The 13962-nt window shown below is 31.7% G+C and carries 11 protein-coding genes and 1 riboswitch; of the genes, 6 read left to right on the top strand and 5 right to left on the bottom strand.

Features of this window, described 5'->3' with window-relative positions:
- Nucleotides 1-6: 6 nt before the first annotated feature.
- Both FHR24_RS13680 and FHR24_RS13675 read right to left on the bottom strand, forming a co-directional pair.
- Nucleotides 7-1890 (bottom strand): TonB-dependent receptor plug domain-containing protein, encoded by a 1884-nt coding sequence (locus FHR24_RS13680; RefSeq protein WP_167190049.1) that lies wholly within the window; start codon nucleotides 1888-1890, stop codon nucleotides 7-9.
- 24 nt (nucleotides 1891-1914) lie between these two features.
- Nucleotides 1915-2131: riboswitch (cobalamin riboswitch) on the bottom strand.
- A gap of 18 nt (nucleotides 2132-2149) precedes the next feature.
- Nucleotides 2150-3079: an ABC transporter substrate-binding protein gene (locus FHR24_RS13675; RefSeq protein ID WP_167190046.1), complete on the bottom strand. Its 930-nt coding sequence runs from the start codon at nucleotides 3077-3079 to the stop codon at nucleotides 2150-2152.
- 90 nt (nucleotides 3080-3169) lie between these two features.
- Here FHR24_RS13675 and FHR24_RS13670 point away from each other — a divergent pair, with 90 nt between their 5' ends.
- From FHR24_RS13670 to FHR24_RS13645, 6 genes are all read left to right on the top strand, one after another.
- Nucleotides 3170-3673 (top strand): bifunctional adenosylcobinamide kinase/adenosylcobinamide-phosphate guanylyltransferase, encoded by a 504-nt coding sequence (locus FHR24_RS13670; protein ID WP_167190043.1) that lies wholly within the window; start codon nucleotides 3170-3172, stop codon nucleotides 3671-3673.
- Nucleotides 3674-3678: 5 nt separating this feature from the next.
- The gene (gene cobT, locus FHR24_RS13665; RefSeq protein ID WP_167190040.1) at nucleotides 3679-4695 is read left to right on the top strand and encodes a nicotinate-nucleotide--dimethylbenzimidazole phosphoribosyltransferase; all 1017 of its coding nucleotides are present in this window, start codon (nucleotides 3679-3681) and stop codon (nucleotides 4693-4695) included.
- A complete protein-coding gene (locus FHR24_RS13660; RefSeq protein ID WP_167190037.1) occupies nucleotides 4695-5447 on the top strand; it encodes an adenosylcobinamide-GDP ribazoletransferase in 753 nt (250 codons plus the stop codon). The genes cobT and FHR24_RS13660 overlap by 1 nt, the downstream gene beginning before the upstream one ends.
- Complete coding sequence (gene cobC / locus FHR24_RS13655; RefSeq protein ID WP_167190034.1) at nucleotides 5444-5983, top strand: alpha-ribazole phosphatase family protein; 540 nt, start codon at nucleotides 5444-5446, stop codon at nucleotides 5981-5983. The genes FHR24_RS13660 and cobC overlap by 4 nt, the downstream gene beginning before the upstream one ends.
- A gap of 1 nt (nucleotide 5984) precedes the next feature.
- A complete protein-coding gene (locus tag FHR24_RS13650) occupies nucleotides 5985-7106 on the top strand; it encodes an ABC transporter substrate-binding protein (protein WP_167190031.1) in 1122 nt (373 codons plus the stop codon).
- A 79-nt stretch (nucleotides 7107-7185) separates the two neighbouring features.
- Entirely contained in the window at nucleotides 7186-9066 is a 1881-nt protein-coding gene (locus FHR24_RS13645) for a DUF5060 domain-containing protein (protein WP_167190028.1), read from the top strand.
- Nucleotide 9067: 1 nt separating this feature from the next.
- Here FHR24_RS13645 and FHR24_RS13640 read toward each other — a convergent pair whose 3' ends face one another.
- The 3 genes from FHR24_RS13640 to FHR24_RS13630 form a co-directional block, all read right to left on the bottom strand.
- The gene (locus FHR24_RS13640) at nucleotides 9068-9958 is read right to left on the bottom strand and encodes a hypothetical protein (protein ID WP_167190025.1); all 891 of its coding nucleotides are present in this window, start codon (nucleotides 9956-9958) and stop codon (nucleotides 9068-9070) included.
- 1 nt (nucleotide 9959) lies between these two features.
- Nucleotides 9960-11063, bottom strand: a complete 1104-nt coding sequence (locus FHR24_RS13635) for an MBOAT family O-acyltransferase (protein ID WP_317166208.1) — start codon at nucleotides 11061-11063, stop codon at nucleotides 9960-9962.
- Nucleotides 11064-11387: 324 nt separating this feature from the next.
- The gene (locus tag FHR24_RS13630) at nucleotides 11388-13961 is read right to left on the bottom strand and encodes a DNA gyrase/topoisomerase IV subunit A (protein ID WP_167190019.1); all 2574 of its coding nucleotides are present in this window, start codon (nucleotides 13959-13961) and stop codon (nucleotides 11388-11390) included.
- Nucleotide 13962 lies beyond the last annotated feature (1 nt).

Raw genomic sequence — 13962 nt, 5'->3', positions numbered from 1 at the left:
TTTAGTTTAAAATTTATAGTGAATATTTAGATTATAGTTTCTACCTGGCATAGGTCTTAAATTGGTAAAGTAATAGGTGTTATTACCTATGTTATTTATTTTACCTCCTAAAACAAGTTTGGTGTTTTCTTTTATAAATAGTGTAAAATTAATTCCCGTATTAAGTACTCTAACAGCATCTATAGAGTAAAAATCAATACTATCTTCGGTTGTGTATACTTTGCTTTGATACAATCCTTGCGCATATAAACTTATTTTTTTATAGGTATATTCCAAATTGTAATTCAACAAATGATTGGGTACAAAAGGTAAATTATCTTCTGTTTTTTTATTTACAGCATTGGTAAATGTATAATTACTGGTTGCTAATAATTCTTGATTTTTAGTAATTCTTAATGTATAGGACAACGAAGTTTCAAAACCTTGATTGACCACTTTTTGAATATTTTTGGGTCTCCATAAATTAGTACCTCCAGTTGGTAACCAAATAATTTTATCATCAATATGGATATAAAAGTAAGTAGCTGAAAGGTGTAATTTATTTACATCTACATCAACTCCTAACTCTAATTGTTTAGATTTTTCTGGAACCAAATCTAAATTCCCTACAACTGGCCAATACAATTCGTTATAGGTTGGAATTCGATAATTGGTAGATAGGTTTGTTTTTAAAACAATGCTTTTATTTAATTTTTTCTCGGCAGCTACAGAAACAGACATAGGCACCGAAAAATCTGAATTAGACTCTCTTCTTATCTGAAATGAAGTAGTTAATGTTTCTGTTGGTACATAAAACACAGCACCTCCTAATGTAAAGCCATTTCTTTTTCTAGATTCTAAATCATTTGTAGCCCCATCAATAACTTTATAAGCTATTGTATATTTTAACCTTAAGTAATTAGAAAATCGATAAGACAAATCATAGTTTACTAACTTTTGATTTGATTTTCCAAAATTATATTCTGTTGCTTCTTTATCTCCATAATATCGAAACTCTTGAGTTAAATAAGCTATTTTTAAAGATTGTTTAAAGCTATTAAAAGAGAGATCCCATTTTAATAAATTACGTTGATTAAAATCTTCATTTCTTTCAGTTCCTGCTGATGGATTAGGCAATCCATCAGAAAACAATCTGTTTCCGTAATATTTAGTGGTATAAAAATAAATTTTATTTAGGCTAGAGAACTGATATCCTAGACTAAAATCTACTCCATAATTTTTATAATTTCCATTTATATTTTTAAGAGCCTTTCCGTTTTCATCTTTATATCTAGTATCTAGATATTCGTAGTCATTATCCGATTTATTATAGGTAGAAGCTACTTTTACAGCCCATTTTCCTGTTCCAATATTCGCTTTAAAAAAATTAGATGTTGTATTAAAACTTCCGTAGCTAGTAAACAAATCAAAATCTTGATGCTCCCTAAATTCTAAAATATCGTTTAACTGCACCACTCCTCCAATAGCTCCAGAACCAAACTGCACGCTTCCTCCTCCACTGTTCACGGTAATATTATCTGAGGTACTTGCCGAAATTGCATTAAAATCTACTTGTCCGTTTCCTATAGCATTGATGCTTACACCGTTCCAAAGCACCAATGTGTTGGTTGCAGAAGTTCCTCTAAATCTAGCTGAACTAGCTCCTCCATTTCCGTAATCTTTAAAAGCAATGGGACTGTTATATCTTAATAACTCTGTAAAGTTTGTAGGGTTTTTAACCACTTGTTCTACAGACAACTCTACTTTCTTCAAGCCTAACTCTTCTTGTTTTTTAGTCGTATTAGCCAACAAGGTAACTTTCTCTAAACGATTGATAGAATCATTTTGAGCAACAGACACAGCACACCAAAGCATACAGATAATAAGAATAGCTTTACATAGTTTCATCATAAATTTCCTTTACTCCCGAAAGAATTTATATTTATGAATCTGGCAGGTCTCCTGACTTACGTCTTATTACTACCTTCCCATTTTACTATTGTTTAAAACAGTGGTTTAAGTGTGTAACAAGCACCTTTACGGCTAAGCTTACAGTTGCGGGTACAGTTCTTGATTTTTAACAAGATTCCCTTTTAATTTTACGGTTCAATTAATATTGAATAGCATAAAAACCAAAATCGGGGCAAAAGTACGTTCTTTTTTTAGATCTCTAGTTTTTTGTATTAAAATAATTAGAATACTTATGTTCCAATCCTATACTCTCTGTAAACACCTCAGGATGAAACAATTTAGCCAATACTTTTATACCATCTACCAAAGTACTTGCTGATGATTGTGTAAACAAATCAAAATCTGCAATATAAACTTGCTTGTTTCGCACTGCTTTTAACTGAGACCATTCTGCTTTTGCTTCTAAAAACTTCATATCTTCTAACGTTCTTTCTTGGGTATAACCACACGGAGCAATCACCAACACTTCTGGATTGTATTTTACAATTTTATCCCAATCTATTACAATACTATCACCAGATGGATGTGACAACAAGTCTACTCCACCTGCAAACCCAATTTGATGAGGAATCCAGTGTCCGCAATTAAACAACGGATCTATCCACTCTAACAACATTACACTTTTAGGTAAAATTAAATCAGCTCTTAATCTATCTACAATCTCTTTAATTTGATTTTGTAGTTCCAAAACATATGCTTCCCCCTTTGCTGGAAACCCCATAGCGGTAGCAATGGTTATTGCATCGTTAAAAACATCATTTAAAGATTGTGGAGTTATAGAAATGGTTTTGGGAATTACGGCTAATTTAGACAAAGATCTTTCTGCACTTTCTGTATCTATTTGGCAAACATCACAAACATCTTGCGTAAAAACCAAAGAAGGAGCAATGTTGTGCATTACCTCTTCATTAACATAATACAAACTTTTACCTGTAGCTTTACTTTCCGAAAACAAGGTGTTTATTTCATCACTTGTATATTTTTTATCTTCTAAAATACATCTTACCAATACTTCTTTTTCTTGCAATGCTTGTTTAGGGCATTCAAAAGTAATTCCGTTTAGCATATGTTCTAAACCCATATCATAAATCATTTGGGTTACGGCTGGCATCATAGAAGAAACAATCATATATTTTTATTTTACGACAAAACTAGTCTTTTTTTCAAATCCATTTTTTTTGTAGTTAAAACTTATCAATCTTTGTTAAAAAATTAAATCATGATTTATTACGTCACTGGAGGAGAGCGATCGGGTAAAAGTAGCTATGCTCAAAAACTAGCCGAAGAATTATCTTCTAACCCTTATTACTTAGCGACTTCTAGAATTTGGGATGATGATTTTAAAACGCGTGTAAACAGGCATGTATCCGACAGAGATGAACGTTGGACAACCCTTGAAGAGGAAAAAAACTTAAGTGCTGTTATTCCAAAAAACAAGGTAGTTGTTATAGATTGTGTTACGTTGTGGCTTACCAATTTTTATGTTGACAACAACTATAATGTAGCCAAGTGTTTAGAGCTAGTTAAGGTTGAACTTGAAAAATTAACAAAACTAGAAACTACTTTAATTATCATTTCTAACGAAATTGGAATGGGTGTACATGCAGAAACACAAATAGGAAGAAAATTTACAGAACTACAAGGATGGGTAAATCAAGAAATTGCCAAACTAAGTAACAAAGCCACTTTTATGGTTTCTGGTATTCCAATGACTTTAAAATAAAATTAATGAAAAATTTTGCAACTGATTTACAGCATAAAATAGATACCAAAACAAAACCTATTGGTTCTTTGGGTGTTTTAGAAACCATTGCTTTTAAAATAGGAAACATTCAACAAACAACTGCCCCTGTTTTATCCAAACCTGCTATTTTAATTTTTGCAGGGGATCACGGAATTGTGAATGCAGAACCTGTAAGCCCTTTTCCACAAGAAGTGACCACGCAAATGGTTTTTAATTTTTTACAAGGAGGTGCGGCTATTAATGTGTTTTGTAAACAAAATAATATTGATTTAAAAATTATAGATGCAGGTGTTAATTTTGATTTTAACAACGTTCCTAATTTAATAAATGCCAAAATAAACAAAGGGACTAAAAACTATAGTATTGAACCTGCAATGAGCATTGACGATTGCAACAAAGCCATTCTTAAAGGAAAAGAAATAGTGACCAAGCAATTTTCTGAAGGAACCAATGTGATTGGTTTTGGAGAAATGGGAATTGGAAACACATCATCTGCTGCCTTGTTAATGAGTTTAATTACCAAACTGCCCATAAAAAATTGCGTAGGTAAAGGAACTGGGTTTTCTCCCGAAGGAGTGAGAGCTAAAAAAGCTATTTTAAAAAAAGCAAAAAACAATCATCAACAAACTGAAGATCCTATGGAGATTTTAGCCATTTTTGGTGGTTATGAAATTGCCATGATGGTAGGTGCCTTTTTACAAGCTGCAAAACTAAATATGGTTATTTTGGTTGATGGATTTATTGTAACATCAGCTTTATTAGTAGCACAAGCGATAGACAAAACAATATTAAACAATTGTATTTTTTCTCATTGCTCTAACGAACAAGGTCATTTTAAAATGTTAGAATTTTTGAAAGCTGATACTGTTTTAAATTTAGGATTAAGACTTGGAGAAGGTACCGGAGTTGCATTGGTATACCCAATTGTTCAGGCTGCTGTTAACTTCCTTAATCAAATGGCTAATTTTGAATCTGCCGAAGTAACAAACACCAAATACTAATGAAAAAAGAAATCGCTATTTTTCTAACTGCTATTATGTTTTTTACAAGAATCCCTTGTCCTAAAAACATAGATCATTCCCCAGAAATTTTAACAAAAAGCAGTCGATATTTTTCTTTGGTCGGAATTATTGTAGGAGGTTTTGGTGCCTTCGTTTTCTATCTATCCGAATTTTTATTCAACGATTCTATTTCTATTTTAGTAAGCATTGCCACTACTATTTGGATTACAGGAGCTTTTCACGAAGATGGTTTTGCCGATGTTTGTGATGGTTTTGGTGGTGGCTGGACCAAAGAAAAAATACTAACCATTATGAAAGATTCTAGAGTAGGTACTTACGGTATTGTAGGTTTGGGAATTTTATTAGCCATCAAACATCAATCTCTTATAGAATTAGATTTACACACATGTATAATTGCCCTTATTTCTGGTCATGCTATTAGTCGTTTTGCTGCTACAACTCTAATTTATACAGAGCCTTATGTACAAGATATAGACAAAAGCAAAATAAAACCATCAGCAGTAGGAATCACTATAAAAGACGTACTTATTTGTGGGGTTTTTGCCTTAATTCCATTGTTGTTTTTCTTTAATCCTTTTGTTTTTTTAACACTTGTCCCTGTACTAATCACCAAATATTTATTGGCTAAATATTTTCACAAATGGATTGGTGGACACACAGGAGATTGTGCGGGGGCTACACAACAACTAACCGAAGTTGTTTTTTACTTAAGCTTAATAATTATAGTATGATTGTATATTTGATAAGACACACCACTCCTAATATTGAGAGAGGAATTTGTTACGGACAATCTGATATTGATGTTTCAGATATTTTTGAAGAAGAAGCTAATTTTTTATTAGGAAAAATAAAGTCCGTTACTATTACTGATGTAATTAGTAGTCCACTACAAAGATGTACCAAATTAGCAACTAAAATAAGTACAGCATACACAACCAATGCTAGTTTGATGGAATTAGATTTTGGAAATTGGGAATTAAAAAAATGGAATGCTATTCCTGATGAAGAAACCAATCCGTGGATGAATGATTTTGTAAACGTTCCTGTTCCTAATGGAGAAAACTATTTAGATTTATTTGCCAGAGCCATTAAATGTTATAAAAACATCCAAAACAACAACACCATTGTAGTTACACATGCTGGAGTTATTAGAAGTATTTTAACCTATATAACCAACACTAATTTAAACGATTCCTTTGACTTTAAAATTCCCTACGGAACCATTGTTAAAATTGATACAGAAAGCAATGAATACACTATTTTATAATATGAAACCTTACATTTATTTTGTGTTTTTTGCACTATTAGCTTGTAAACCATCAGCCCACAACAGCAATACAGTTTTAATAAACAATACTATTAAATACGCTAAAGGGTTTAGTTACCAAAAATTTAGGAAATACACAAAAATAATCGTTCCCACACCTTATAAAGGAGCTACTACACCGTATGAATATATTTTGATAACAGGAGACACTATTATAAAACCAAGTAATCCCAATCAAATTATACTAAAAACTCCTATTCAAAAAATAGTTGCAACCTCTACTACTCAAATTCCAGTTTTAGAAGCTTTAGAATCAGAAAAATTATTAAAAGGATACCCAAATACACATTTTATTTCTTCTCTAAAGACCAGAAAGTTAATAGATAATGGAACTATTATAGATGTAGGTCATGAAGAACACATGAACACCGAACTAATTTTAGACATTAAACCCGATGTATTATTTGCCTTTGCTGTAAACAATTTAAACAAAAATTTTACCACCTTAAAAAAAGCAGGAATCCCTATTGTAGTTGATGCTAGTTGGTTAGAAGAATCCCCACTAGGTAGAGCAGAATGGATTAAGTTTTTTGCTTTGTTTTTAAATAAAGAAAAAGAAGCTGATCTTGTTTTTAACAAAATAGAAACTAGTTATAAAGAAACAACTAAACTAGTAAACAATACAATCACACACCCTACTATTTTATACGGATCTATTTATAACGGAATTTGGTATACCCCTGCTGGTGATAGCTTTGTTGCCAAAATTTTAAACGATGCCAAAACAAATTATATTTGGAAAGAAACTACAGGAACAGGTAGTCTATCTTTACAATTTGAAGATGTTTTTATAAAAGCAAAAAATGCTGATTATTGGTTTGCTCCTGGTTATGCAACCAACAAAAAAGCCTTAGCAAACAACAACAAACATTATACTCAGTTTGCTCCATACCAACACAACAAAATATATACCTACACAAATACAACAGGCCCCACAGGTGGATTGTTGTTTTTTGAATTAGGAGCACTAAGACCCGATCTTATCCTTAAAGATGTTATTAAGATTTGTCACCCAGAAACACTTCCAAGCTACAATACCACATTTTTTAATAGTTTAAATTAAAAACTAAGTGTTTTTTGATTATTTTTATTGCGTTTTTAACAACAAAACCAATCACTAACAATCAAAATCATTTACAATAATGTCTTTTAAAACAAAACTAATTTGTCTGAGTTTTTTTTCTTTTGCTATGATTGCAAAAGCTCAAAAAATTACAGGAGAATTAAAAACATGGCACAAAGTAACTCTAACTTTTAACGGCCCTAACACTTCAGAAACCGCAATTCCCAACCCTTTTTCTGATTATAAATTAGACGTAACCTTTACCAAAGGTAAAACAAGCTATACCGTTCCTGGTTATTACGCAGCTTGTGACAATCCTGCAGAAGGTTGCACGTCTGGTAACAAATGGAAAGTTCATTTTGCCCCAGACAGCAAGGGAACTTGGAGTTATAAAGTTGCTTTTAAAACAGGAAAAGATGTTGCTGTATCTAATGAAACCAATCAACAAAGTGCAGGTTTTATGGACAATACAACAGGTAGTTTTAAAGTTAAATCTTCTGATAAATCTGGTAGAGACTTTAGAGCTCCTAACCACGGGAGATTGCAATACGTTGGAGAAAGATATTTACGTTTTTCTGGAACCAACCCTAAAAAACCTAACGGAAAATGGTTTGTAAAAGCAGGTGCAGATTCTCCAGAAAACACGTTTGCTTATGATGATTTTGATGCTACTCCAAACAGAAGATTTTCTAGATGGAACAACAAAAAAGGAATTCTAGCTAGTTATAAAAGAACGCGTAAATCATGGAATGCTCATCAGCAAGACTACAACGCTAAGGAATCCGCTAAATATACTTGGCAAAACGGAAAAGGAACAGAGCTTTTAGGAGTGGTTAATTATTTAAGTTCTCAAGGTGCAAATGCAATGTCTTTCTTAACATTTAATGCTGGTGGAGATGATCAGAATGTATTTCCTCACTTAATGAATATTTCTATAGAAGATTACGAAAACCTACCCAATGGTAAAGATAAAAAGATGAACTACCAGGAACGTAAAACAATGTGGGATCATTTACAAAAAGACAGATTTGATGTTTCTAAGTTAGGTCAATGGGAAAAAATTCTTGAATATGCAGACAGTAAAGGTTTGTACTTACATTTTAAAACCATGGAAAACGAAAACTGTAAGTTTATGGACAATAATCAAAATGGTAGAGAACGTAAACTGTATTACCGTGAATTAATTGCAAGATTTTCTCATCACTTAGCCTTAAACTGGAACATTACCGAAGAAACCGTAATTCCGGATAATGTGGTTGTTAGCATATCTAAATACATTAACAGTATAGATCCTTATCATCATAATTTAGTACTACATACTTTTCCTGGTCAACAACAACAAAAGTACCCTCAATTGCTTGGAAACAAATCAGAATTAACTGGAGCTTCCATTCAAAAAGACAGACATTTAATTCATAAAAGTGTAAAAACTTGGATAAAAGAATCTGAAGAAGCAGGTAAAAAATGGGTAGTTGCAAATGACGAACAAGGAACTGCAGGGCAAGGAATTAGAATTCCATTAGAAACAACTAGACACGAAGTTTTATGGGCTACCCTAATGGCAGGTGGAGCTGGAGTAGAATATTATTACGGTTATACAGATAATGATGGAGATATTCATAATCAAGATCATAGGTTAAGAGGAGACTTGTACAAAGAAGGAAGTTATGCTATTCACTTTTTTGATAACTATTTTCAAAAATACATGATTGATGCCGTTAGTAATGATGAATTAACGGAAGCAAAAAACGATTATGTTTTGGCTAACAATGGAAAAGCATATGCTGTTTATTTACCCAAGGGAGGTAGTACAAAAATTGAGTTAACAACTAAGAAATGGAAAATTCAATGGTACAATCCTAGAAATGGAGAGATGCTAAAAAAATCTAAATTGAGTAAAAACCTTGTTATTAAAGCTCCAGACAATCAAAATGATTGGGTTGCTTTGATTACCAAATAAACTAACGCTTTTTATTTTTAAAAAAATCAGTGATAATAACTTCTGTAAATTCTTGTGCACCATTATTATTTAAATGCCCACAATTATAGAAGTTATTATCATTTTTTACAACTCCTGAATAGTCATAGAAATTATCAACCACAGAATCTAGCTTTCTAACAAAACCGTTATCAACCATTTTACTACAATAAGGAGCTATAAAATAAACAGGTTCAATCCCCATGCTTAAACAAGTATTGTTAATTTTATTGTAAACTTTAGAATAACTAACAATATTTTTGGGTAGTTCTTCTTTTGCTAATTTAGTAGTTCCAAATTTTGGTGTAAAACCATCCTCAAAAGAGATTCTTGGCTTTTTATGTAGCAAAGAACTTACAAACTCTCTAAAACCTATCCTATAACTATTGGTTAAATATCTATAAAAAGGTATATAATAGTTCTGATTAAAATCCTTATCAAATTCTCTTAAAATTGGAGTTACTTGTTTGCTTCTAATCAAAGGCATAAGGTTACTCATACTTGTCTCCGAAAAAGAATCTTCATTATTATTATACAGATAATCTAACTGAATAAAAACTTGATCAAAAGTAACATTGTTATTATTTAACAACTGTAACACCAAATAATTATCACCTAAAGTAGCTCCCTCTAACCCCATATTTAAAATAGAGATATTCTGCTCCTTAAACATTGAGGTCACAATTGAATTTTCTACTCTTGAAGACCCCAAGAACAAAACATTGTAATGCTTATTCTTTAAAGACAACGCATACCTAACTTTATTTCTAGGGATGGTTTTTTCTATTGCAGATGTATAAACAACATCTAACAAAATTGCAATAAGCAAGAATGATATTATAATTTTTAAAAGGTATTTTAAGAATTTTTTCATTTTAAAATTGGAAATAAATAAAGTCTTTTTGATCAGAAAAAACACCTAAGATCATAATTAACAAAACAATACTCACTGTCTTTAAATAAGAATATTTCCCTAATAAAGGTGTCTCTTTATTTACTCCTGTATATTCAAAAACTAAAAACAAAATGATTAGGGGAATCATTTCAACGTTGTACCTATCAATACTTAAATACTTTATTGGATTCGCTATGTTAAAGTCTATAATTCTTTTAATATACCCAAAAGCAATAGACAAAGAATTGGCCCTAAAGAAAATCCACGCAAAACAGGTTATTATAAAGGTGATAATCATTTTTAGAACCGACAGACCTGAAAACTCAATTTTGTCTGTGTATTTTCTGTTCTTATTTAATAACATAGAAGGTATAAAGTAAATAGCGTTTAAACCACCCCAAAATAGATATGTCCAATTAGCACCATGCCAAAATCCACTTATTAAAAAAATAACGAATACATTTCTTAACTGCAATCCTTTATTTCCTCTTGAACCTCCTAAGGGAATATAAATATAATCTTTAAACCATGTGGTTAGAGATATGTGCCATCTTCTCCAAAACTCGGCAATATTTCTAGAAAAATAAGGTGTTTTAAAATTCGGCAATAGCTTAAATCCTAACAACCTTCCTGTTCCTATAGCAATATCTGTATATCCACTAAAATCTCCATAAATCTGAAAAGCAAAATAAATTGCACCCAGAACAAGGGTTAGTGAGTTTTGCGTTTCATATTCACTAAAAATATAATCAACATATACCGCACAACTATCTGCAATTACTATTTTTTTAAATAATCCCCAAACAATTAACTGTACACCACTTTTTGCAAACTCAAAACTAAAAGTTCTTTTCTGATAAAATTGAGGCAATAAATTAGTTGCTCTTTCAATAGGTCCCGCCACTAATTGTGGAAAAAAAGTTACAAACGATGCAAAAGCAATAAGATCGTTGGTTGGTTTTAATTTGTCTCGGTAAACATCTATTGTATAACTTAATGTCTGAAAAGTATAAAAAGAAATACCTACTGGTAAAATAATATTTAACGTTGATAATTTTAAATGCACCCCTATAACAGCAAACAATTCTTGAAAACTGTTTGTGAAAAAATTATAATATTTAAAAACAAAAAGGAGTCCTAAATTAGCAATAAGACTAATCCATAAATAAAGTTTCTTTTGTTTGTTTTTATTTGATTTATATATGTTTTTTGAAAGATAAAAATCTAACAATGTGCTAAATATAATTAAAAATAAAAATCGATAATCCCACCAACCATAAAAAATGTAACTAGCAACAAGTACAAATACATTTTGCTTTTTAACACTTTTTAATAAAAACCAGAATACAAAAAAAACAATTGTTATAAAAACAAAAAAAGTTATTGAATTAAACAGCATATACTCGTTTTAAAACAACCTAGGTTGATCGTCTTTACTTATTTCCTCTTCGGTTTCTATTTCATTTTCTTCTGGAGTATAAGGCAATGCCTCTAATCTATTTACCAACTTTATTTTATCTTCTGTTAATTGATTTCCTAAAGCTTTAATTCCTTTTATTGCAATAAAATCTTCTAAATCAATAACCAAATTATCTAAATTTCGCTTGCTAAACACCACCTCTACATTAGGTCTGTAATCTGTAACAACAATTTGTAATTGTGTTTTAGGGTGTTCACTAATAAACAATTCTTCTTTGTCTGGAGTGTCTATTACAAAACGTTTTATATAGTATTTCTCTTTTTCTCCTTCGTAATAAACAGCTGAAATTGGTTTGTTGGGGTTCCATTTTTCTAACACCACCATATCATCTTCAAAATGTGTGGTTAAAGCTGGTGTAATTGTCTTTATTTTTCCAGATTGTGTTGCTATTAACAATTTATCTTTAGAGGTAAACTCTCCTAATAATTCTCCTCTACCATCAACATTTAAACGCTGTACAGTATCATCAAACCAAATTTTACGAGGTTTTAAAGTAGATGTCCCTGCGGATTTAAATTCAATTTTTTTAACAGGATATTTAGTGATTAAATTCCCTTTTGAAGAACGACCTTTAATAATTAAGTCAGAAAAATCTATGTCCCACTTTAATTTCTTTAATCCTGCCAGTGGTTTTAATTCCACTCCCACCGTTTCAGCTTCACCATTAGGATTGGCGGTAAAATGTAACACTACTGAACCTTTGTTTCCTGCTGTTAAATCGTACTCTCTATCTCTAGTAACCGCTGTTACATTAAAACGTTTCATATAACTTGGTCCCGATCTTCCATCACGATACATCATGTTGTAAATGGTACGTTTGTCGCTTTTCTTAAAAATAGCAATGTGAATAATGTCTTTACCTACAAATGTTTTTTGTGCGGCTTTGGTCACCATCATCACTCCGTCTTTACGAAAAACAATCACATCATCAATATCTGCACAATCTGCTACAAACTCATCTCTTTTTAACGAAGTTCCTACAAAACCTTCAACTCTATTTACGTATAATTTCTCATTACGCATCACCACTTTGGTCGCTTCAATATCATCAAAAGTTCTAATTTCTGTTAAACGAGGTTTGTCTTTTCCGTACTTCTCTTTTAAACTTTTAAAATAGTTAATAGCAAACTCAATTAAATTGTCTAAATAGTTTTTAACTACTGCTATTTCATCCTCTAGACTTTCTATTAGCTGCTTTGCCTTGTCAATATCAAACTTAGAAATACGCTTAATTCTTATTTCTGTCAAACGAACAATATCCTCTTCCGTTACCGCTCGTTTTAAATGTGTAGTATGTGGCTTTAATCCCCTATCTATGGCTGTAATTACTCCATCCCAAGTACTTTCTTCTTCTATGTCACGATAGATTCTATTCTCTATAAAAATACGTTCTAAAGAAGCGAAATGCCATTTTTCTTGCAATTCTCCTAACTGAATTTCTAATTCACGTTTTAATAAATGTAAGGTGTTGTTAGTCGATATTTTTAAAATATCAGACACTCCAATAAATACCGGTTTGTGGTCTTGAATAACACAACACAATGGCGAAATTGAAATTCCACAATTGGTAAACGCATACAAAGCATCAATGGTTTTGTCTGGAGATATTCCTGGAGCTAAATGAATTAAAATCTCTACATTTCTAGCGGTGTTATCCTCTATTTGTTTGATTTTAATTTTTCCTTTGTCATTCGCTTTTAAAATAGATTCTATCAATGATGATGTGGTCGTTCCAAAAGGAATTTCGTTAATCACCAATGTCTTTTTATCTAGTTGAGCAATTTTGGCTCTTACTCTTACTTTTCCTCCTCTAGCACCATCATTATAATTGGTAACATCTACAATTCCTCCCGTTAAAAAATCTGGAAACAGAGTAAAACTTCTTCCTTTTAATATTTTTATAGAAGCATCTATCAGCTCATTAAAGTTGTGAGGTAATATTTTGGTAGACAATCCAACCGCAATTCCCTCTCCTCCTTGTGCCAATAACATTGGGAATTTTACAGGTAAATTGATCGGTTCTTTTCTACGACCATCATACGATGCTTGCCAATCTGTTGTTTTTGGATTAAACACTACCTCTAAAGCAAACTTAGACAAACGAGCTTCTATATAACGAGCAGCTGCTGCACGGTCTCCGGTAAGAATATTCCCCCAGTTTCCTTGCATGTCTATCAACAACTCCTTTTGACCAATTTGTACCATGGCATCAGAAATAGAAGCATCTCCATGTGGGTGATACTGCATACAGTGCCCTACCAAATTGGCTACTTTGTTGTAACGACCATCATCTAAATCTTTCATAGATTGCATAATACGTCTTTGCACGGGTTTAAAACCGTCTGCAATAGCAGGTACTGCACGTTCTAAGATTACGTAAGAAGCATAGTCTAAAAACCACTCTTTGTACATTCCTGTAACTTTGGTAATGGTCTCTTGACTTTCTACCTCTTTATGGTTTTCAAATTCAGATTCTTCTTGGTTGTTGATGTCGTCTTGCATA

The organism is Wenyingzhuangia heitensis, assembly GCF_011762155.1.
In the GTDB taxonomy this organism is placed as follows: Bacteria; Bacteroidota; Bacteroidia; order Flavobacteriales; family Flavobacteriaceae; genus Wenyingzhuangia; species Wenyingzhuangia heitensis.
This window is presented reverse-complemented; position numbering and strand designations above follow the sequence as displayed.